19 protein-coding genes are annotated in these 22663 nt (G+C 52.1%); all 19 read left to right on the top strand.

Features of this window, described 5'->3' with window-relative positions:
• Nucleotides 1–2: 2 nt before the first annotated feature.
• Nucleotides 3–2165: a tyrosine-protein kinase Wzc gene (wzc, locus tag D9734_RS09165; protein WP_130206938.1), complete on the top strand. Its 2163-nt coding sequence runs from the start codon at nt 3–5 to the stop codon at nt 2163–2165.
• A gap of 92 nt (nt 2166–2257) precedes the next feature.
• The gene (wcaA, locus tag D9734_RS09160) at nt 2258–3097 is read left to right on the top strand and encodes a colanic acid biosynthesis glycosyltransferase WcaA (protein ID WP_000654510.1); all 840 of its coding nucleotides are present in this window, start codon (nt 2258–2260) and stop codon (nt 3095–3097) included.
• 2 nt (nt 3098–3099) lie between these two features.
• Nucleotides 3100–3588 (top strand): colanic acid biosynthesis acetyltransferase WcaB, encoded by a 489-nt coding sequence (gene wcaB / locus D9734_RS09155; protein WP_000888736.1) that lies wholly within the window; start codon nt 3100–3102, stop codon nt 3586–3588.
• The gene (gene wcaC, locus D9734_RS09150) at nt 3585–4802 is read left to right on the top strand and encodes a colanic acid biosynthesis glycosyltransferase WcaC (RefSeq protein ID WP_130206936.1); all 1218 of its coding nucleotides are present in this window, start codon (nt 3585–3587) and stop codon (nt 4800–4802) included. The genes wcaB and wcaC overlap by 4 nt, the downstream gene beginning before the upstream one ends.
• Nucleotides 4777–5997, top strand: coding sequence for a colanic acid polymerase WcaD (gene wcaD, locus D9734_RS09145; protein WP_130206934.1), 1221 nt, complete (start codon nt 4777–4779; stop codon nt 5995–5997). Before wcaC ends, wcaD begins: the two co-directional genes overlap by 26 nt.
• A 125-nt stretch (nt 5998–6122) precedes the next feature.
• Entirely contained in the window at nt 6123–6869 is a 747-nt protein-coding gene (wcaE, locus tag D9734_RS09140; RefSeq protein WP_130206932.1) for a colanic acid biosynthesis glycosyltransferase WcaE, read from the top strand.
• Nucleotides 6870–6961: 92 nt separating this feature from the next.
• On the top strand, nt 6962–7510 hold the full coding sequence (gene wcaF, locus D9734_RS09135; RefSeq protein ID WP_130206930.1) for a colanic acid biosynthesis acetyltransferase WcaF: 549 nt from the start codon (nt 6962–6964) through the stop codon (nt 7508–7510).
• Nucleotides 7511–7536: 26 nt separating this feature from the next.
• Nucleotides 7537–8658, top strand: a complete 1122-nt coding sequence (gene gmd / locus D9734_RS09130) for a GDP-mannose 4,6-dehydratase (protein WP_000048207.1) — start codon at nt 7537–7539, stop codon at nt 8656–8658.
• Nucleotides 8659–8660: 2 nt separating this feature from the next.
• Nucleotides 8661–9626, top strand: coding sequence for a GDP-L-fucose synthase (fcl, locus tag D9734_RS09125; protein WP_130206928.1), 966 nt, complete (start codon nt 8661–8663; stop codon nt 9624–9626).
• A gap of 2 nt (nt 9627–9628) precedes the next feature.
• On the top strand, nt 9629–10108 hold the full coding sequence (gene gmm, locus D9734_RS09120) for a GDP-mannose mannosyl hydrolase (protein ID WP_130207580.1): 480 nt from the start codon (nt 9629–9631) through the stop codon (nt 10106–10108).
• A complete protein-coding gene (gene wcaI, locus D9734_RS09115; RefSeq protein ID WP_130206926.1) occupies nt 10105–11328 on the top strand; it encodes a colanic acid biosynthesis fucosyltransferase WcaI in 1224 nt (407 codons plus the stop codon). The genes gmm and wcaI overlap by 4 nt, the downstream gene beginning before the upstream one ends.
• A 2-nt stretch (nt 11329–11330) precedes the next feature.
• Complete coding sequence (cpsB, locus tag D9734_RS09110) at nt 11331–12767, top strand: mannose-1-phosphate guanyltransferase (protein ID WP_130206924.1); 1437 nt, start codon at nt 11331–11333, stop codon at nt 12765–12767.
• 192 nt (nt 12768–12959) lie between these two features.
• Nucleotides 12960–14330, top strand: coding sequence for a colanic acid biosynthesis phosphomannomutase CpsG (gene cpsG, locus D9734_RS09105; protein WP_130206922.1), 1371 nt, complete (start codon nt 12960–12962; stop codon nt 14328–14330).
• Nucleotides 14331–14384: 54 nt separating this feature from the next.
• Nucleotides 14385–15779 carry an undecaprenyl-phosphate glucose phosphotransferase gene (gene wcaJ, locus D9734_RS09100; RefSeq protein ID WP_025670468.1) on the top strand — a complete coding sequence of 465 codons (1395 nt, stop codon included), beginning with the start codon at nt 14385–14387 and terminating at the stop codon, nt 15777–15779.
• A 1-nt stretch (nt 15780) separates the two neighbouring features.
• Entirely contained in the window at nt 15781–17259 is a 1479-nt protein-coding gene (gene wzxC, locus D9734_RS09095) for a colanic acid undecaprenyl disphosphate flippase WzxC (protein WP_130206920.1), read from the top strand.
• A 178-nt stretch (nt 17260–17437) separates the two neighbouring features.
• A complete protein-coding gene (gene wcaK / locus D9734_RS09090) occupies nt 17438–18718 on the top strand; it encodes a colanic acid biosynthesis pyruvyl transferase WcaK (protein WP_130206918.1) in 1281 nt (426 codons plus the stop codon).
• Nucleotides 18715–19935: a colanic acid biosynthesis glycosyltransferase WcaL gene (wcaL, locus tag D9734_RS09085; RefSeq protein ID WP_130206915.1), complete on the top strand. Its 1221-nt coding sequence runs from the start codon at nt 18715–18717 to the stop codon at nt 19933–19935. Before wcaK ends, wcaL begins: the two co-directional genes overlap by 4 nt.
• Nucleotides 19936–19945: 10 nt before the next feature.
• Nucleotides 19946–21340, top strand: coding sequence for a colanic acid biosynthesis protein WcaM (wcaM, locus tag D9734_RS09080; RefSeq protein WP_130206913.1), 1395 nt, complete (start codon nt 19946–19948; stop codon nt 21338–21340).
• 174 nt (nt 21341–21514) lie between these two features.
• A complete protein-coding gene (gene galF / locus D9734_RS09075; protein WP_000183029.1) occupies nt 21515–22408 on the top strand; it encodes a UTP--glucose-1-phosphate uridylyltransferase GalF in 894 nt (297 codons plus the stop codon).
• Nucleotides 22409–22663 lie beyond the last annotated feature (255 nt).

The following is a 22663-nucleotide window of genomic DNA, read 5'->3' as shown; positions in this document are numbered from 1 at the left end:
GAATGACAGAAAAAGTAAAACAACATGCCGCTCCGGTAACGGGCAGTGATGAAATCGATATTGGTCGCCTGGTCGGCACCGTCATTGAAGCGCGCTGGTGGGTGATTGGCATCACCGCCGTATTCGCCCTCTGTGCCGTGGTTTACACCTTCTTCGCAACGCCGATTTATAGTGCCGACGCACTGGTACAAATCGAACAAAGCAGCGGCAATTCGCTGGTGCAGGATATCGGCTCGGCGTTAGCCAACAAACCGCCAGCATCGGATGCTGAGATCCAGTTGATTCGTTCGCGTCTGGTGCTTGGTAAAACGGTGGACGATCTCGACCTCGATATTGCGGTGAGCAAAAACACGTTCCCGATTTTCGGTGCGGGCTGGGATCGCCTGATGGGACGTCAGAACGAGACGGTGAAAGTGACTACCTTTAACCGCCCGAAAGAGATGGCGGATCAGGTGTTTTCGCTTAATGTGCTGGACAACAAAAACTACACCTTGAGCAGCGACGGCGGCTTTAGCGCCCGTGGGCAAGCGGGCCAGATGCTGAAAAAAGAAGGCGTCACGCTGATGGTTGAAGCTATTCACGCCAGCCCGGGCAGTGAGTTTACCGTCACCAAATACTCCACGCTGGGGATGATCAACCAACTGCAAAACAGCCTGACGGTAACGGAGAACGGCAAAGACGCAGGCGTTTTGAGCCTGACTTATACCGGTGAAGATCGCGAACAGATCCGCGACATTCTTAACAGCATCGCCCGTAACTATCAGGAACAAAATATTGAGCGCAAATCGGCGGAAGCGTCGAAAAGTCTCGCCTTCCTCGCGCAACAATTGCCGGAAGTACGTAGCCGTCTCGATGTCGCCGAAAACAAACTGAATGCCTTCCGTCAGGATAAAGATTCTGTTGATCTGCCGCTGGAAGCAAAAGCGGTGCTCGATTCGATGGTAAACATCGATGCGCAGCTGAACGAACTGACCTTTAAAGAGGCGGAAATTTCTAAGCTGTTCACCAAAGTTCACCCGGCGTATCGTACGCTGCTGGAGAAACGTCAGGCGCTGGAAGATGAAAAGGCCAAACTTAACGGTCGCGTAACGGCGATGCCGAAAACCCAGCAGGAAATTGTCCGTCTGACCCGCGATGTCGAGTCTGGTCAGCAGGTCTATATGCAACTGCTGAATAAAGAGCAGGAGCTGAAAATCACCGAAGCCAGCACCGTCGGCGATGTGCGCATTGTTGACCCGGCAATCACCCAGCCTGGCGTGCTGAAACCGAAGAAAGGGCTGATTATCCTCGGCGCGATTATCCTTGGCCTGATGCTCTCTATCGTGGGTGTACTGCTGCGCTCGTTGTTTAATCGCGGTATCGAAAGCCCGCAGGTGCTGGAAGAGCACGGTATCAGCGTCTATGCCAGCATCCCGCTGTCGGAATGGCAAAAAGCGCGCGATAGCGTCAAAACCATCAAAGGGATTAAACGCTATAAACAGAGCCAGCTACTGGCGGTGGGGAATCCAACCGATCTGGCGATTGAAGCCATCCGCAGTCTGCGTACCAGTTTGCACTTCGCGATGATGCAGGCGCAGAACAATGTGTTGATGATGACCGGGGTTAGCCCGTCAATCGGTAAAACCTTTGTCTGCGCCAACCTGGCGGCGGTGATCAGCCAGACCAATAAACGGGTGTTGTTGATCGACTGCGATATGCGCAAAGGCTACACCCACGAGCTGTTGGGCACCAATAACGTTAATGGCCTGTCTGAAATTCTGATTGGTCAGGGCGATATTACTACCGCTGCAAAACCGACCTCTATTGCCAAATTTGACCTGATCCCGCGCGGTCAGGTGCCGCCAAATCCTTCTGAACTGTTGATGAGCGAACGCTTTGCCGAACTGGTGAACTGGGCGAGTAAAAACTACGACCTGGTGTTGATTGATACGCCGCCGATTCTGGCAGTGACCGATGCGGCAATTGTCGGGCGTCATGTCGGAACCACGTTGATGGTGGCGCGTTATGCGGTCAACACCTTGAAAGAAGTGGAAACCAGTCTGAGCCGCTTTGAGCAAAACGGTATTCCGGTGAAAGGGGTGATTCTGAACTCCATCTTCCGCCGCGCCAGCGCGTATCAGGATTATGGCTATTACGAATACGAATATAAGTCGGACGCGAAATAACGACACCTGCATTCGCACCGCCCCGTAGGCCGGATAAGGCGTTCACGCCGCATCCGGCAAGCAAACCAGCTCATAAGCCGGGAGAACAAACTATGAAAGACAATCCGCTGATCTCAATCTATATGCCGACCTGGAACCGCCAACAACTGGCGATTCGGGCGATAAAATCGGTCCTGCGCCAGGACTACAGCAACTGGGAGATGATCATCGTGGATGATTGCTCCACCTCCTGGGAACAACTGCAACAGTACGTCACCGCCCTCAACGATCCGCGTATTACCTACATTCACAACGACATTAACAGCGGGGCGTGCGCGGTACGTAACCAGGCGATTACGCTGGCGCAAGGGGAATACATCACCGGGATCGATGATGATGATGAATGGACACCCAACCGCCTGAGCGTCTTCCTAGCCCATAAACAGCAACTGGTCACTCACGCCTTTTTGTACGCTAACGACTACGTTTGTCAGGGGGAAGTCTATTCCCAACCGGCAAGTTTGCCGCTGTATCCCAAATCGCCGTATTCACGTCGCCTGTTCTACAAACGCAATATCATTGGCAATCAGGTCTTTACCTGGGCGTGGCGTTTCAAAGAGTGTTTGTTCGATACCGAACTAAAAGCGGCACAGGATTACGACATCTTCCTGCGGATGGTGGTGGAGTATGGCGAACCGTGGAAAGTGGAAGAGGCGACGCAGATCCTGCATATCAATCACGGCGAAATGCAGATCACCTCGTCACCGAAAAAATTCTCCGGATACTTCCACTTTTACCGCAAGCACAAAGACAAATTCGACCGTGCCAGCAAAAAATATCAGCTGTTTACCCTCTACCAGATCCGCAATAAACGCATGACCTGGCGCACTTTGCTGACGCTGCTGTCGGTGCGTAACGGCAAACGTCTGGCTGATGGTATTCGGGGGCGCTAAAGATGCTGGAAGATCTGCGCGCCAACAGCTGGAGTTTACGCCCGTGCTGCATGGTTCTTGCCTATCGCGTCGCTCATTTTTGTTCGGTGTGGCGCAAAAAGAACGTTCTCAACAATCTTTGGGCGGCCCCGCTGCTGGTGCTATATCGCATTATCACCGAATGCTTTTTCGGTTATGAAATCCAGGCCGCCGCGACCATTGGCCGCCGCTTTACTATCCATCACGGTTACGCCGTAGTGATCAATAAAAACGTGGTGGCGGGGGATGATTTCACCATTCGCCACGGCGTCACTATCGGCAATCGGGGTGCCGATAACATGGCATGTCCACACATTGGCAACGGCGTCGAACTCGGTGCCAACGTCATTATTCTTGGTGATATCACGATTGGTAACAACGTCACCGTGGGCGCGGGCAGCGTGGTGCTCGACTCTGTCCCGGACAACGCGCTGGTGGTGGGAGAAAAAGCGCGAGTGAAGGTAATTAAATGAATATTTTGCAATTTAATGTGCGACTGGCGGAAGGCGGGGCAGCAGGTGTGGCGTTAGATCTCCACCAGCGTGCGCTGCAACAGGGGCTGGCGTCACATTTTGTCTACGGTTACGGCAAAGGCGGCAAAGAGAGCGTCAGCCATCAAAACTATCCGCAGGTCATCAAACATACGCCGCGGATGACCGCAATGGCGAATATTGCTCTGTTTCGTCTGTTTAATCGCGATCTGTTTGGCAATTTCAATGAGTTATATCGCACCATTACTCGTACACCGGGTCCGGTGGTCCTGCATTTTCATGTGCTGCACAGCTACTGGCTAAATCTTAAGAGCGTGGTGCGCTTTTGCGAAAAGGTGAAAAACCACAAACCGGATGTCACTCTGGTCTGGACGCTGCACGACCACTGGAGCGTTACCGGGCGCTGCGCCTTTACCGACGGTTGTGAAGGCTGGAAAACGGGCTGCCAGAAATGCCCGACCTTAAATAACTATCCGCAGGTGAAGATTGATCGGGCGCACCAGCTGGTGGCGGGCAAACGCCAGTTATTCCGTGAGATGCTGGCACTGGGCTGTCAGTTTATTTCCCCCAGCCAGCATGTGGCTGATGCTTTCAATAGCCTGTACGGTCCAGGGCGTTGCCGGATTATCAATAATGGCATTGATATGGCAACCGAGGCGATTCTGGCGGACTTGCCTCCGGTGCGCGAAACTCAGGGCAAGCCGAAAATCGCGGTGGTGGCGCATGACCTGCGTTACGACGGCAAAACTAACCAGCGACTGGTGCGCGAGATGATGGCGCTGGGCAACAAAATCGAACTGCATACCTTCGGTAAGTTCTCGCCGTTCACCGCTGGTAACGTGGTTAATCACGGCTTTGAAACTGACAAGCGCAAGTTAATGAGCGCGCTCAATCAGATAGATGCGCTGGTGTTCAGTTCTCGCGTCGATAACTACCCGCTGATTTTGTGTGAGGCGCTTTCGATTGGTGTGCCTGTAATCGCTACCCATAGCGACGCGGCGCGGGAAGTGCTGCAAAAATCCGGCGGTAAAACCGTTAGCGAAGAAGACGTGCTGCAACTGGTGCAGTTAAGCAAACCGGAAATCGCGCAGGCGATATTTGGTACCACGCTGGCCGGGTTCAGCCAACGCAGCCGCGCTGCCTACAGTGGACAACAGATGCTGGAGGAGTATGTCAACGTCTATCAGAATCTGTAGCTACCTGCTGCTGCCGCTGATTTACCTGCTGATTAACGTCAAAATCGCCCAGCTTGGCGAAAGTTTCCCCATCACCATCGTCACTTTTTTACCTGTCTTGTTACTGCTGTTTTTAGAGCGCATCAGCGTTAAAAAATTGATGATTGCCCTGGGGATTGGTGCGGGACTCACGGCGTTTAACTACCTGTTTGGTCAGTCGTTGGATGCCAGTAAATACGTCACTTCAACCATGCTGTTTGTCTATATTGTGATCATTATTGGCATGGTGTGGAGTATTCGTTTTAAAACAATTTCACCACACAACCATCGCAAGATATTACGTTTCTTTTATCTGGTGGTCGGGCTGGTGGTGGCGCTGGCGGCGGTGGAGATGGCGCAAATTATCCTCACCGGCGGCAGCAGTATTATGGAGTCGATTTCGAAATATCTGATTTACAGCAACAGCTATGTACTGAATTTCATTAAATTCGGCGGCAAGCGCACGACAGCACTTTATTTCGAACCGGCATTTTTCGCTCTGGCATTAATCTCAATTTGGCTCAGTATCAAACAGTTTGGTATCAAAACGCCTAAAACAGATGCTATGATTCTCGCAGGAATAATATTATCTGGATCGTTTTCAGGGGTTATGACCTTTATCCTGTTTTATTTGCTGGAGTGGGCATTTCAATATCTGAATAAAGAGGCGATTAAGAAAAAGTTACCGTTAGCATTGATTTCTCTGGCTGTATTCCTGGTTGGTGTGGTAATCGCGTTTCCTTATATTTCCACCCGTCTGGGAGATTTGGGCACAGAAGGATCGTCATCATATTATCGTATTGTCGGTCCGCTGGTGATGGTCGGTTATTCTTTGACCCATATTGACGGTGTAGTCAGATTTGGCTCACTTTATGAATATGTCGCATCATTCGGAATATTTAACGGTGCGGATGTTGGAAAAACCATAGACAATGGTTTGTATCTGCTGATTATTTATTTTTCCTGGTTCGCAGTGTTTTTATCGCTGTGGTATATGGGGAAAGTAATAAAAATGATGATCAACGCTTTTGGTGATAATCGCAATTTTCGTGTGCAGCTCTATCTTTTTACTCCGGTATCGCTGTTTTTTACCGGTTCGATATTTAGCCCGGAATATGCATTTTTAATCGTCTGTCCGTTTATTTTGCGAAAAGCGTTAAATATACACCCTAAATAATTCGAGTTGCAGGAAGTTGGTGACGCAGCGAATCCCCAGGAGCGTACACGAGTACGTGACTGGGGTGAGCGAGGAAAACCAACGCACATGCAGCTTGAAGTATGACGGGGATAACGAGGTAAAACATGTTGCTTAGCATAATCACTGTCGCGTTTCGTAACCTCGAAGGGATAGTCAAAACACATGCCTCGCTGGCGCATCTGGCGCAGGCGGACGATATCAGCTTCGAATGGATTGTTGTCGATGGCGGTTCCAATGACGGCACCCGTGAGTATCTGCAAAATCTCAATGGTATCTATAACCTACGCTTTGTCAGCGAGCCAGATAACGGTATCTATGACGCCATGAACAAAGGCATAGAAATGGCGCAAGGCAAGTTCGCGTTGTTTCTCAATTCGGGCGATATTTTTCATCAGGATGCCGCAAATTTTGTCCGTAAGTTAAAAGTGCAAAAAGATAACGTGATGATCACCGGCGATGCGCTGCTGGATTTTGGCGACGGGCATAAAATTAAGCGTAGTGCTAAACCGGGGTGGTATATTTATCACAGCCTGCCCGCCAGTCATCAGGCGATATTTTTCCCGGTATCCGGCTTGAAAAAATGGCGTTATGACCTGGAATATAAAGTTTCTTCCGATTACGCGCTGGCGGCCAAAATGTATAAAGCTGGTTATGCATTTAAAAAGCTCAATGGCCTGGTGTCTGAATTTTCCATGGGTGGGGTATCTACCACCAATAATATGGAATTGTGTGCCGATGCGAAAAAAGTCCAACGACAAATATTACATGTGCCTGGCTTCTGGGCAGAATTATCCTGGCATTTACGCCAGCGCACGACGGGTAAGACTAAAGCCTTATATAACAAAGTCTGAATATACTCGTCATATTTCAAGTTGCATGTGCTGCGTCTGCGTTCGTTCACCTTCCTGCAACTCGAATTATTTAGAGTACATAAGGAATACCAATGCAAGATTTAAGCGGTTTCTCGGTGCCGAAAGGGTTCCGGGGTGGCAACGCTATTAAAGTGCAATTGTGGTGGGCAGTACAGGCAACAATATTTGCCTGGTCGCCACAAGTATTGTATCGCTGGCGGGCATTTTTATTACGTTTATTCGGCGCAAAAATAGGAAAAAACGTAGTTATTCGTCCGTCCGTAAAAATTACCTATCCGTGGAAATTAACCTTAGGTGATTACGCGTGGGTCGGCGATGACGTCAATTTATATACCCTCGGTGAAATAACCATTGGCGCACATTCGGTGATATCGCAAAAAAGTTATTTATGCACCGGTAGCCACGACCATGCAAGTCGACATTTCACCATTAACGCCACGCCTATTGTGATTGGCGAGAAATGCTGGCTGGCGACAGATGTCTTTGTCGCGCCTGGCGTCACGATCGGCGACGGCACCGTCGTGGGTGCGCGAAGCAGTGTTTTTAAATCGCTTCCGGCAAATGTGGTTTGCCGGGGGAATCCCGCATTGGTGATACGCGAACGCGTTGAAACTGAATAAATTCAAAAAATACAGAGGAATAAGACATGTCAAAAGTCGCTCTCATCACCGGTGTAACCGGACAAGACGGTTCTTACCTGGCAGAACTTCTGCTGGAAAAAGGTTACGAGGTGCATGGTATTAAGCGTCGTGCATCGTCATTCAACACCGAGCGCGTGGATCACATTTATCAGGATCCGCACACCTGCAACCCGAAATTCCATCTGCATTATGGCGACCTGAGTGATACCTCCAACCTGACGCGCATTTTGCGTGAAGTGCAGCCGGATGAAGTGTACAACCTGGGCGCAATGAGCCACGTTGCGGTTTCTTTTGAGTCACCGGAATATACCGCAGACGTTGATGCGATGGGTACGCTGCGCCTGCTGGAGGCGATCCGCTTCCTCGGTCTGGAAAAGAAAACCCGTTTCTATCAGGCTTCCACCTCTGAACTGTACGGTCTGGTGCAGGAAATTCCGCAGAAAGAAACCACGCCGTTCTACCCGCGATCTCCGTATGCGGTCGCCAAACTGTATGCCTACTGGATCACCGTTAACTACCGCGAATCCTACGGCATGTACGCCTGCAACGGTATTCTCTTCAACCATGAATCCCCGCGCCGCGGCGAAACCTTCGTTACCCGCAAAATCACCCGCGCAATCGCCAACATCGCCCAGGGGCTGGAGTCGTGCCTGTACCTCGGCAATATGGATTCCCTGCGTGACTGGGGCCATGCTAAAGACTACGTAAAAATGCAGTGGATGATGCTGCAACAGGAACAACCGGAAGATTTCGTTATTGCTACCGGCGTTCAGTACTCCGTGCGTCAGTTCGTGGAAATGGCGGCAGCACAGCTGGGCATCAAACTGCGCTTTGAAGGCACGGGCGTTGAAGAAAAGGGCATTGTGGTTTCCGTCACCGGGCATGACGCGCCGGGCGTTAAACCGGGTGATGTAATTATCGCCGTTGACCCGCGCTACTTCCGTCCGGCTGAAGTTGAAACGCTGCTCGGCGACCCGACCAAAGCGCACGAAAAACTGGGCTGGAAACCGGAAATCACCCTCAGAGAGATGGTGTCTGAAATGGTGGCTAATGACCTCGAAGCGGCGAAAAAACACTCTCTGCTGAAATCTCACGGCTACGACGTGGCGATCGCGCTGGAGTCATAAGCATGAGTAAACAACGCATTTTTATTGCTGGCCATCGCGGGATGGTCGGTTCCGCCATCAAGCGTCAGTTCGAACAGCGCGGTGATGTGGAACTGGTATTACGCACCCGCGACGAGCTGAACCTGCTGGACAGCCGCACGGTGCATGATTTCTTTGCCAGCGAGCGCATTGACCAGGTTTATCTGGCGGCGGCGAAAGTGGGCGGTATTGTTGCCAATAACACGTATCCGGCGGATTTCATCTACCAGAACATGATGATTGAGAGCAACATCATTCACGCCGCGCATCAGAACGACGTGAACAAACTGCTGTTTCTCGGATCGTCCTGTATCTACCCGAAACTGGCAAAACAGCCGATGGCAGAAAGCGAGTTATTGCAGGGTTCGCTGGAGCCGACCAACGAGCCTTATGCCATTGCCAAAATCGCTGGGATCAAACTGTGCGAATCTTACAACCGCCAGTATGGACGCGATTACCGCTCAGTCATGCCGACCAACCTGTACGGGACACACGACAACTTCCATCCGAGTAACTCGCATGTGATCCCAGCATTGCTGCGTCGCTTCCACGAGGCGACGGCACAGAATGCGCCGGACGTGGTGGTGTGGGGCAGTGGTACACCGATGCGCGAATTTCTGCATGTCGATGATATGGCGGCGGCAAGCATTCATGTGATGGAGCTGGCGCACGAAGTCTGGCTGGAGAACACCCAGCCGATGTTGTCGCACATTAACGTCGGCACGGGCGTTGACTGCACTATCCGCGAGCTGGCGCAAACCATCGCCAAAGTGGTGGGTTACAAAGGTCGGGTGGTTTTTGATGCCAGCAAACCGGATGGTACGCCGCGCAAACTGCTGGATGTGACGCGCCTGCATCAGCTTGGCTGGTATCACGAAATCTCACTGGAAGCGGGGCTTGCCAGCACTTACCAGTGGTTCCTTGAGAATCAAGACCGCTTTCGGGGGTAATGATGTTTTTACGTCAGGAAGACTTTGCCACGGTAGTGCGCTCCACTCCGCTTGTCTCTCTCGACTTCATCGTCGAGAACAGTCGCGGCGAGTTTCTGCTTGGCAAAAGAACCAACCGCCCGGCGCAGGGTTACTGGTTTGTGCCGGGAGGGCGCGTGCAGAAAGACGAAACGCTGGAAGCCGCATTTGAGCGGCTGACGATGGCGGAACTGGGGCTGCGTCTGCCGATAACAGCAGGCCAGTTTTACGGTGTCTGGCAGCACTTTTATGACGATAACTTCTCCGGCTCGGATTTTACCACTCACTATGTGGTGCTCGGTTTTCGCATCAGAGTAGCGGAAGAAGAGCTGTTACTGCCGGATGAGCAGCATGACGATTACCGCTGGCTGACGCCGGATGCGCTGCTGGCCAGTGACGAAGTTCACGCTAACAGCCGCGCCTATTTTCTCGCTGAGAAGCGTGCCGGAGTATCCGGCTTATGAAAATACTGGTCTACGGCATTAACTACTCGCCGGAGTTAACCGGTATCGGCAAATACACCGGCGAGATGGTGGAATGGCTGGCGGCACAAGGTCATGAGGTGCGGGTCATTACCGCACCGCCTTACTACCCGCAATGGCAGGTAGGCGAGAACTATTCCGCCTGGCGGTACAAACGAGAAGAGGGGGCCGCCACGGTGTGGCGCTGCCCGCTGTACGTGCCAAAACAGCCGAGCACCCTGAAACGCCTGTTGCATCTCGGCAGTTTTGCCGCCAGCAGTTTCTTTCCGCTGATGGCGCAACGTCGCTGGAAGCCGGATCGCATTATCGGCGTGGTGCCAACGTTGTTTTGCACGCCGGGAATGCGCCTGCTGGCGAAACTCTCTGGTGCGCGTACCGTGCTGCATATTCAGGATTACGAAGTGGATGCCATGCTGGGGCTGGGCCTTGCCGGAAAAGGTAAAGGCGGCAAAGTGGCACAGCTGGCGACGGCCTTCGAACGTAGCGGACTGCATCACGTTGATAACGTCTCCACGATTTCGCGTTCGATGATGAATAAAGCCATCGAAAAAGGCGTGGCGGCGGAAAACGTCATCTACTTCCCCAACTGGTCGGAAATCGCCCGTTTTCAACATGTTGCAGACGCCGATGTTGATGCCCTTCGTAACCAACTTGGCCTGCCGGATAACAAATCAATCATTCTTTACTCCGGCAATATTGGGGAAAAGCAGGGGCTGGAAAACGTTATTGAAGCTGCCGATCGCCTGCGCGATGAACCGCTGATTTTTGCCATTGTCGGGCAGGGCGGCGGCAAAGCGCGGCTGGAAAAAATGGCGCAGCAGCGTGGACTGCGCAACATGCAATTTTTCCCGCTGCAATCGTATGACGTTTTACCCGCACTGCTGAAGATGGGCGATTGCCATCTGGTGGTGCAAAAACGCGGCGCGGCAGATGCCGTATTGCCGTCGAAACTGACCAATATTCTGGCGGTAGGCGGTAACGCGGTGATTACCGCAGAAGCCCATACAGAACTGGGGCAGCTTTGCGAAACCTTTCCGGGGATCGCGGTTTGCGTAGAACCGGAATCGGTCGAGGCGCTGGTGGCGGGGATTCGTCAGGCGCTCCTGCTGCCCAAACACAACACGGTGGCACGTGAATATGCCGAACGCACGCTCGATAAAGAGAACGTGTTACGTCAATTTATAAATGATATTCGGGGATAATTATGGCGCAGTCGAAACTCTATCCAGTTGTGATGGCAGGTGGCTCCGGTAGCCGCTTATGGCCGCTTTCCCGCGTACTTTACCCCAAGCAGTTTTTATGCCTGAAAGGCGATCTCACCATGCTGCAAACCACCATCTGCCGCCTGAACGGCGTGGAGTGCGAAAGCCCGGTGGTGATTTGCAATGAGCAGCACCGCTTTATTGTCGCGGAACAGCTGCGTCAACTGAACAAACTCACCGAGAACATTATTCTCGAACCGGCAGGGCGAAACACTGCACCAGCCATTGCGCTGGCGGCACTGGCGGCAAAACGTCATAGCCCGGAGAGCGACCCATTAATGCTGGTGCTGGCGGCGGATCATGTGATTGCCGATGAAGATGCTTTTCGCGCCGCCGTGCGTAACGCCATGCCGTATGCCGAAGCGGGCAAACTGGTGACTTTCGGCATTGTGCCGGATCTACCAGAAACCGGATATGGCTATATTCGTCGCGGTGAAGTGTCGGCGGGTGAGCAGGATACGGTGGCCTTTGCAGTGGCGCAGTTTGTCGAAAAACCGAATCTGGAAACCGCCCAGGCCTATGTGGCAAGCGGCGAATATTACTGGAATAGCGGCATGTTCCTGTTCCGCGCCGGACGTTATCTCGAAGAACTGAAAAAATATCGTCCGGATATTCTCGACGCCTGTGAGAAAGCGATGAGCACCGTCGATCCGGATCTCGATTTTATTCGTGTGGATGAAGAGGCTTTTCTGGCCTGCCCGGAAGAGTCGGTGGATTACGCGGTCATGGAACGCACGGCAGACGCCGTTGTGGTGCCGATGGATGCGGGCTGGAGCGATGTTGGTTCCTGGTCCTCTTTATGGGAGATCAGCGCTCACACTGCGGAAGGCAATGTTTGCCACGGCGATGTGATTAATCACAAAACTGAAAACAGCTATGTGTATGCCGAATCTGGCCTGGTCACCACCGTCGGGGTGAAAGATTTGGTGGTAGTACAGACCAAAGATGCGGTGCTGATTGCCGACCGTAATGCGGTGCAGGATGTGAAAAAAGTGGTCGAGCAGATCAAAGCCGATGGTCGCCATGAGCATCGGGTGCATCGCGAAGTGTATCGCCCGTGGGGTAAATATGACTCTATCGACGCGGGCGATCGCTACCAGGTGAAACGCATCACCGTGAAACCGGGTGAGGGCTTGTCGGTACAAATGCACCATCACCGCGCGGAACACTGGGTGGTTGTCGCGGGAACGGCAAAAGTCACCATTGACGGTGATATCAAACTGCTTGGTGAAAACGAGTCCATTTATATTCCGCTGGGGGCGACGCATTGCCTGGAAAACCCGGGGAAAATTCCGCTCGATTTAATTGAAGTGCGCTCCGGCTCTTATCTCGAAGAGGATGATGTGGTGCGCTTCGCGGATCGCTACGGACGGGTGTAAACGTCGCATCAGGCGCTGGCTGTCGGATGCGGCGTGAACGCCTTATCCGACCTACGGTTCGGGTTTGTAGGCCTGATAAGACGCGGCAGCGTCGCATCAGGCAATGAATGCGAAACCGCGATGTAAATAACGACAAAAACAAAATTGGCCGCTTCGGTCAGGGCCAACTATTGCCTGAAAAAGGGTAACGATATGAAAAAATTAACCTGCTTTAAAGCCTATGATATTCGTGGAAAATTAGGCGAAGAACTGAATGAAGATATTGCCTGGCGCATTGGTCGCGCCTATGGCGAATTTCTTAAACCGAAAACCATTGTGTTAGGCGGTGATATCCGCCTCACCAGCGAAACCTTAAAACTGGCGCTGGCAAAAGGTTTACAGGATGCGGGCGTCGATGTGCTGGATATTGGCATGTCCGGCACCGAAGAGATCTATTTCGCCACGTTCCATCTCAGTGTGGATGGCGGCATCGAAGTTACTGCCAGCCATAATCCGATGGATTACAACGGCATGAAACTGGTGCGCGAAGGGGCTCGCCCGATCAGCGGTGATACCGGACTGCGCGATGTCCAGCGCCTGGCAGAAGCTAACGACTTTCCTCCCGTCGATGAAACCAAACGCGGTCGCTATCAGCAAATCAACCTGCGTGACGCTTACGTTGATCACCTGTTCGGTTATATCAATGTCAAAAACCTCACGCCGCTCAAGCTGGTGATCAACTCCGGGAACGGCGCAGCGGGTCCGGTGGTGGACGTTATCGAAGCCCGCTTTAAAGCCCTCGGCGCACCTGTGGAATTGATCAAAGTGCACAACACGCCGGACGGTAATTTCCCCAACGGTATTCCTAACCCGCTACTGCCAGAATGCCGCGACGACACCCGCAATGCAGTCATCAAACACGGCGCGGATATGGGCATTGCCTTTGATGGCGATTTTGACCGCTGTTTTCTGTTTGACGAAAAAGGGCAGTTTATCGAGGGCTACTACATTGTCGGCCTGCTGGCAGAAGCGTTCCTCGAAAAAAATCCCGGCGCGAAGATCATCCACGATCCCCGTCTTTCCTGGAACACCGTTGATGTGGTGACTGCCGCAGGCGGCACGCCGGTGATGTCGAAAACCGGACACGCCTTTATTAAAGAACGTATGCGCAAGGAAGACGCCATCTACGGTGGCGAAATGAGCGCCCACCACTACTTCCGTGATTTTGCTTACTGCGACAGCGGCATGATCCCGTGGCTGCTGGTCGCCGAACTGGTGTGCCTGAAAGAGAAAACGCTGGGCGAACTGGTGCGCGACCGGATGGCTGCGTTTCCGGCAAGCGGTGAGATCAACAGCAAACTGGCGCAACCCGTTGAGGCGATTAACCGCGTCGAACAGCACTTTAGCCGTGAGGCGCTGGCGGTGGATCGTACCGATGGCATCAGCATGATCTTTGCCGACTGGCGCTTTAACCTGCGCTCTTCCAACACCGAACCGGTGGTGCGCCTGAATGTGGAATCGCGCGGTGATGTGCCGCTGATGGAAGCGCGAACGCGAACTCTGCTGACGTTGCTGAACGAGTAATGTCGGATCTTCCCTTACCCCATTGCGGGTAAGGGGCTAATAACAGGAACAACGATGACAAATCTAAAAAAGCGCGAGCGAGCGAAAACCAATGCATCGTTAATCTCTATGGTGCAACGCTTTTCAGATATCACCATCATGTTTGCCGGACTATGGCTGGTTTGCGAAGTCAGCGGACTGTCATTCCTCTACATGCACCTGTTGGTGGCGCTGATTACGCTGGTGGTGTTCCAGATGCTGGGCGGCATCACCGATTTTTATCGCTCATGGCGCGGTGTTCGGGCAGCGACAGAATTTGCCCTGTTGCTACAAAACTGGACCTTAAGCGTGATTTTCAGCGCCGGACTGGTGGCGTTCAATAATGATTTCGACACGCAACTGAAAATCTGGCTGGCGTGGTATGCGCTGACAAGTATCGGACTGGTGGTTTGCCGTTCGTGTATTCGCATTGGGGCGGGCTGGCTGCGTAACCATGGCTATAACAAGCGCATGGTCGCGGTGGCGGGGGATTTAGCCGCCGGACAAATGCTGATGGAGAGCTTCCGTAATCAGCCGTGGTTAGGGTTTGAAGTGGTGGGCGTATACCACGACCCGAAACCAGGCGGCGTTTCTAACGACTGGGCGGGCAATCTGCAACAGCTGGTCGAGGATGCGAAAGCGGGCAAGATTCATAACGTCTATATTGCGATGCAAATGTGCGACGGCGCGCGCGTGAAAAAACTGGTCCATCAACTGGCGGATACCACCTGTTCGGTGCTGCTCATCCCCGATGTTTTTACCTTCAATATTCTTCATTCCCGTATCGAAGAGATGAACGGCGTTCCGGTGGTGCCGCTATACGACACGCCGCTTTCCGGAGTTAACCGCCTGCTAAAACGTGCGGAAGATATTGTGTTGGCGACGCTGATCTTGCTGCTGATCTCCCCGGTGCTGTGCTGTATTGCGCTAGCGGTAAAACTCAGTTCACCAGGACCGGTTATTTTCCGCCAGACTCGCTACGGCATGGATGGCAAGCCGATCAAAGTGTGGAAGTTCCGTTCCATGAAAGTGATGGAGAACGACAAAGTGGTGACCCAGGCGACGCAGAACGATCCGCGCGTCACCAAAGTGGGGAACTTTCTGCGTCGCACCTCGCTGGACGAATTGCCGCAGTTTATCAATGTGCTGACCGGGGGGATGTCGATTGTGGGTCCACGTCCGCACGCGGTGGCGCATAACGAACAATATCGCCAGCTCATTGAAGGCTACATGCTGCGCCATAAGGTGAAACCGGGCATTACTGGCTGGGCGCAGATTAATGGCTGGCGCGGCGAAACCGACACGCTGGAGAAAATGGAAAAACGCGTCGAGTTCGACCTTGAGTACATCCGCGAATGGAGCGTCTGGTTCGATATCAAAATCGTTTTCCTGACGGTATTCAAAGGCTTCGTTAACAAAGCGGCATATTGATATGAGCTTACGTGAAAAAACCATCAGCGGCGCAAAGTGGTCGGCGATTGCCACGGTGATCATTATCGGCCTCGGGCTGGTGCAGATGACCGTGCTGGCGCGGATTATCGACAACCACCAGTTCGGTTTGCTTACTGTGTCGCTGGTGATCATCGCGCTGGCAGATACGCTTTCTGACTTCGGTATCGCTAACTCGATTATTCAGCGAAAAGAAATCAGCCACCTGGAACTCACCACGCTGTACTGGCTGAACGTCGGGCTGGGGATCGTGGTGTGCGTGGCGGTGTTTTTGTTGAGTGATGCCATTGGTGACGTGCTGAATAACCCGGACCTGGCACCGTTGATTAAAACATTGTCGCTGGCGTTTGTGGTGATCCCCCACGGGCAGCAGTTCCGCGCGTTGATGCAAAAGGAGCTGGAGTTCAACAAAATCGGCATGATCGAAACCAGCGCGGTGCTGGCGGGCTTCACTTTTACGGTGGTTAGCGCCCATTTCTGGCCGCTGGCGATGACCGCGATCCTCGGTTATCTGGTCAATAGTGCGGTAAGAACGCTGCTGTTTGGCTACTTTGGTCGCAAAATTTATCGCCCCGGTCTGTATTTCTCGCTGGCGTCGGTGGCACCGAACTTACGCTTTGGCGCCTGGCTGACGGCGGACAGCATCATCAACTATCTCAACACCAACCTTTCGACGCTGGTGCTGGCGCGTATTCTTGGCGCGGGCGTGGCAGGGGGATACAACCTGGCGTACAACGTGGCCGTTGTGCCGCCGATGAAGCTGAACCCAATCATTACCCGCGTGTTGTTTCCGGCATTTGCCAAAATTCAGGACGACACCGAAAAGCTGCGCATTAACTTCTACAAGCTGCTGTCGGTGGTGGGAATTATCAACTTTCCGGCGCTGCTCGGGCTGATGGTGGTGTCGAATAACTTTGTACCGCTGGTCTTTGGTGAAAAGTGGAACAGCATTATTCCGGTGCTGCAATTGCTGTGTGTCGTGGGGCTTCTGCGCTCCGTGGGTAACCCGATTGGTTCGCTGCTGATGGCGAAAGCGCGGGTCGATATCAGCTTTAAATTCAACGTATTCAAAACATTTCTGTTTATTCCGGCGATTGTTATTGGTGGGCAGATGGCGGGCGCGATTGGCGTCACGCTTGGCTTCCTGCTGGTGCAGATTATCAACACCATTCTGAGCTATTTCGTGATGATTAAACCGGTGCTCGGCTCCAGTTATCGCCAGTACATCCTGAGTTTATGGCTGCCGTTTTATCTCTCGCTTCCGACGCTGGTGGTCAGTTATGCGCTGGGCGTATTGCTGAAAGCACAACTGGCGCTGGGGATGCTGCTGGCGGTGCAAATAGCCGCGGGCGTGCTGGCGTTTGTGGTGATGATTGTGCTATCGCGCCATCCGCTGGTGGTGGAAGTGAAGCGTCAGTTTTGTCGCAGCGAAAAAATGAAAATGCTTTTACGGGCGGGGTGAGTTGTTGTTTTCGGATCCGATAACGGTTGCCGGATGCGGCGTAAACGCCTTATCCGGCCTACGGTTCTGTGCTCGGGACCTGTAGGCCTGATAAGACGCGCCAGCGTTGCATCAGGCAAAAAGCGGCAACGAACACAACAAACACAGCCTCACCTGGCATCAAATTTATGAGGAAAAAATGAAATTACTTATTCTGGGCAACCACACTTGCGGCAATCGCGGCGACAGCGCCATCTTGCGCGGCCTACTTGATGCCATCAACATCCTCAATCCACACGCCGAAGTGGACGTGATGAGCCGCTATCCGGTCAGTTCTTCCTGGCTGCTCAATCGCCCGGTAATGGGCGATCCGCTGTTCCTGCAAATGAAACAACACAACAGCGCGGTGGGCGTTGTCGGGCGCGTTAAAAAAGTCCTCCGTCGCCGCTACCAGCATCAGGTATTGCTTTCCCGTGTGACCGACACTGGCAAGCTGCGTAATATCGCTATCGCCCAGGGATTCACCGACTTCGTGCGCCTGCTGTCAGGTTACGACGCCATTATCCAGGTCGGCGGATCGTTTTTTGTCGATCTCTACGGCGTGCCGCAGTTTGAACACGCACTTTGCACGTTTATGGCAAAAAAGCCGCTGTTTATGATTGGTCATAGCGTCGGTCCATTCCAGGATGAGCAATTTAACCAACTGGCGAACTACGTCTTTGGTCACTGCGACGCGCTGATCCTGCGCGAATCGGTCAGTCTTGAACTGATGAAACGCAGCAATATCACTACCGCAAAAGTTGAACATGGCGTCGATACCGCGTGGCTGGTCGATCACCACACAGAAGATTTCACCGCCAGCTATGCTGTTCAACACTGGCTGGACGTTGCCGCACAACAGAAAACGGTGGCAATTACCCTGCGCGAACTGGCACCGTTCGACAAACGTCTCGGCACCACTCAGCAAGCGTATGAAAAAGCTTTTGCCGGAGTGGTTAATCGCATTCTCGACGAAGGCTATCAGGTCATTGCGCTCTCCACCTGTACGGGCATCGACAGCTATAACAAAGACGACCGCATGGTGGCGCTCAATCTGCGCCAGCACATCAGCGATCCTGCCCGTTACCACGTGGTGATGGATGAACTCAACGATCTGGAACTGGGCAAAATTCTTGGTGCCTGTGAACTCACCGTCGGTACGCGCCTGCACTCCGCCATTATCTCAATGAACTTTGCCACTCCGGCGATTGCCATCAACTACGAACATAAATCCGCCGGGATTATGCAGCAGCTGGGACTGCCAGAGATGGCAATTGATATCCGTCATTTACTGGACGGCAGCCTGCAAGCGATGGTTGCGGATACCTTAGGCCAGCTTCCGGCGCTGAACGCGCGACTTAGCGAAGCCGTCAGTCGTGAGCGTCAGACAGGAATGCAGGTGGTGCAATCTGTGCTTGAGCGCATCGGGGAGGCGAAATGAAGGTCGGCTTCTTTTTACTGAAATTTCCGCTGTCGTCGGAAACCTTCGTTCTCAACCAAATTACCGCGTTTATTGATATGGGTTTTGAGGTGGAGATTGTCGCGCTGCAAAAAGGCGACACCCAGAACACTCACGCGGCATGGACGAAATATAACCTTGCCGCCAGAACCCGCTGGTTACAGGACGAACCTACGGGCAAAGTGGCGAAGCTGCGTCATCGCGCCAGCCAGACCTTACGCGGCATTCATCGTAAAAATACCTGGCAGGCGCTCAACCTCAAACGCTATGGCGCAGAGTCGCGAAACCTGATTTTGTCTGCCATTTGCGGCCAGGTCTCAACACCGTTTCATGCTGATGTCTTTATCGCTCATTTTGGCCCAGCGGGGGTAACCGCAGCAAAACTACGCGAACTGGGTGTCATTCGCGGCAAAATTGCGACTATCTTCCATGGCATTGATATCTCCAGTCGGGAAGTGCTCAACCACTACACTCCCGAATATCAACAACTGTTTCGCCGTGGCGACCTGATGTTACCGATAAGCGATCTGTGGGCCGGAAGGCTGCAAAAAATGGGCTGCCCAAGGGAAAAAATCGCCGTATCGCGCATGGGCGTAGATATGACGCGCTTTAGCCCGCGTCCCGTGAAAGCGCCCGCAACACCGCTGGAAATCATTTCCGTCGCACGCTTAACCGAGAAAAAAGGCCTGCACGTGGCGATTGAAGCCTGCCGTCAGTTGAAAGAGCAGGGCGTGGCATTTCGCTATCGCATCCTCGGCATTGGCCCGTGGGAACGACGGCTGCGTACCCTCATCGAACAATATCAACTGGAAGATGTGGTGGAGATGCCGGGCTTTAAACCGAGCCACGAAGTGAAGGCGATGCTCGACGACGCGGATGTTTTCCTGCTGCCATCAGTTACGGGCGCGGACGGTGATATGGAAGGCATTCCGGTGGCGCTGATGGAGGCGATGGCGGTCGGCATTCCGGTGGTTTCTACTCTGCATAGCGGAATTCCGGAACTGGTAGAGGCCGATAAATCCGGCTGGCTGGTACCTGAGAATGATGCCTGTGCACTGGCGCAACGACTGGCGGCGTTTAGCCAACTGGACACCGACGAACTGGCTCCGGTCGTCAAACGCGCGCGCGAAAAAGTCGAACACGATTTTAACCAGCAGGTGATTAACCGAGAACTCGCCAGCTTGTTGCAAGCTTTATAGAGGAGAACGCATGCCATTTAAAAAACTCTCCCGACGCACCTTCCTGACGGCAAGCTCGGCGCTTGCCTTCCTTCATACCCCTTTCGCCCGTGCACTTCCTGCCCGACAAAGCGTTAATATCAACGACTACAATCCACACGACTGGATCGCCTCATTTAAACAGGCTTTCAGCGAAGGGCAAACGGTCGTCGTGCCTGCTGGATTGGTTTGTGACAATATCAACACCGGCATCTTCATTCCTCGTGGCAAAACGTTACACATCCTTGGAAGCCTGCGCGGCAACGGCAGAGGGCGATTTGTCTTACAGGACGGCAGCCAGGTGACAGGGGAGGAGGGCGGCCGTATGCATAACATCACCCTTGATGTGCGCGGTTCTGACTGCACCATTAAAGGGTTGGCGATGAGCGGCTTTGGCCCGGTAACGCAGATTTATATCGGCGGCAAAAATAAACGTGTCATGCGCAACCTGACTATCGATAACCTGACTGTTAGCCACGCTAATTACGCCATTTTACGCCAGGGATTTCATAACCAGATTATCGGTGCCAACATCACCAATTGTAAGTTCAGCGACTTACAGGGCGACGCTATTGAATGGAATGTAGCAATCAATGATCGCGACATTTTGATATCTGACCATGTCATCGAGCGCATCAACTGTACTAACGGCAAAATCAACTGGGGTATTGGCATAGGACTGGCAGGAAGTACTTACAATAATAACTACCCGGAAGACCAGTCGGTTAAAAACTTTGTCGTGGCGAATATCACGGGATCGGATTGTCGGCAACTGATTCATGTTGAGAACGGCAAACACTTCATCATTCGTAATATCAAGGCTCATAATATTACGCCAGCTTTCAGCAAGAAAGCGGGTATTGATAACGCCACGGTAGCGATATATGGATGTGATAACTTTGTTATTGACAATATAGAAATGACCAATAGTGCCGGAATGTTAATCGGTTACGGAGTCATTAAAGGTAAGTATCTCTCAATACCACAAAACTTCAGATTGAATAATATTCATCTTGATAACACTAACATTGCCTGGAAATTGCGCGGAATCCAAATTTCCGCAGGGAATGCCGTCTCATTCGTGGCGTTGAACAACATTGAAATAAAGCGTTCTTCGCTGGAGCTTCACAACAAGCCGCAACACATTTTTATGCGTAATATCAACGTAATGCAAGAATCCACTGCGGGGCCGGCATTGACCATGAATTTCGACCTGCGAAAGGACGTTCGTGGTGTCTTTATGGCAAAGAACGAGACGTTACTGTCGCTGGTAAATGTTCATGCGGTGAATGAAAAAGGACAAAGTTCAGTCGATATCGACAGGATTAATCACCATGTCGTTAATGTGGAAAATATTAACTTTAAGCTGCCGGAACGGGGCAGGTAGATTTGCGACCATTCCTGGAAAAATAGAGCCATACTTAGGAATAACGCTACTGCAATCTTGAGCGAAGCGGCGTAACATCGGAAGTAAATCAGTAATCAATTCAGGGGAATTGATGCTGGCGAAAAAAATCGAACAAGCTATAATTCAGCAACCATTTTACAGGTGGATGAAATAATGACGAATTTAAAAGCAGTTATTCCTGTAGCGGGTCTTGGGATGCATATGTTGCCTGCAACTAAGGCGATTCCTAAAGAGATGCTACCGATCGTCGACAAGCCAATGATTCAGTACATTGTTGACGAGATTGTGGCTGCAGGGATCAAAGAAATCCTCCTGGTAACTCATGCGTCCAAGAACGCAGTCGAAAATCACTTCGATACCTCTTATGAATTAGAATCTCTCCTTGAACTGCGCGTGAAGCGCCAGCTGCTGGCGGAAGTACAATCTATCTGCCCGCCAGGTGTGACCATTATGAACGTGCGTCAGGGGGAACCTTTAGGTCTGGGCCACTCGATTTTGTGTGCCAGACCAGCCATTGGCGATAACCCGTTTGTCGTGGTGCTGCCGGATGTTGTTATCGACGACGCCAGTGCCGATCCGCTGCGTTACAATCTGGCCGCAATGATTGCGCGCTTTAACGAAACTGGCCGCAGCCAGGTTCTGGCAAAACGCATGCCGGGCGATCTCTCTGAATACTCCGTCATCCAGACCAAAGATCCGCTTGATCGCGAAGGCAAAGTTAGCCGCATTGTTGAATTTATCGAAAAACCGGATCAGCCGCAGACCCTGGACTCAGACATCATGGCAGTAGGTCGCTATGTGCTTTCTGCCGATATTTGGCCTGAACTGGAGCGTACTCAACCTGGAGCATGGGGACGTATTCAGTTGACTGATGCCATTGCTGAGTTGGCAAAAAAACAAGCAGTTGACGCAATGCTGATGACTGGGGACAGTTACGACTGTGGTAAGAAAATGGGTTATATGCAAGCGTTTGTGAAGTATGGACTGCGTAACCTGAAGGAAGGCGCTAAGTTCCGCAAAGGCATTGAGAAGTTGTTAAGCGAGTAACAAATTCCTGACTGGAAGTGTCGGTCAGTAAGTAATTAAAAACGGCAGTGAAGATTCGTAGCATAAGTTTTGCTCATTGAATCTCACTGCCGTTGTTGTTTTTATAAATATAATAAAAACAGTATGTTAGCTTGCAATCATAGTTCAAATTTTTCCAGGATTTTCCTTGTTTCTACAGCTGTTTGGTAAGACAATTAGCGTTTGAATTTTTCGGATTTGGCACGAGTGGGTTACGCTCGTCACATCGTGGAAATG

Origin of the sequence: Escherichia sp. E14S1, from assembly GCF_004211995.1 — a bacterium.
Classification (GTDB): domain Bacteria; phylum Pseudomonadota; class Gammaproteobacteria; order Enterobacterales; family Enterobacteriaceae; genus Escherichia.
This window is presented reverse-complemented; position numbering and strand designations above follow the sequence as displayed.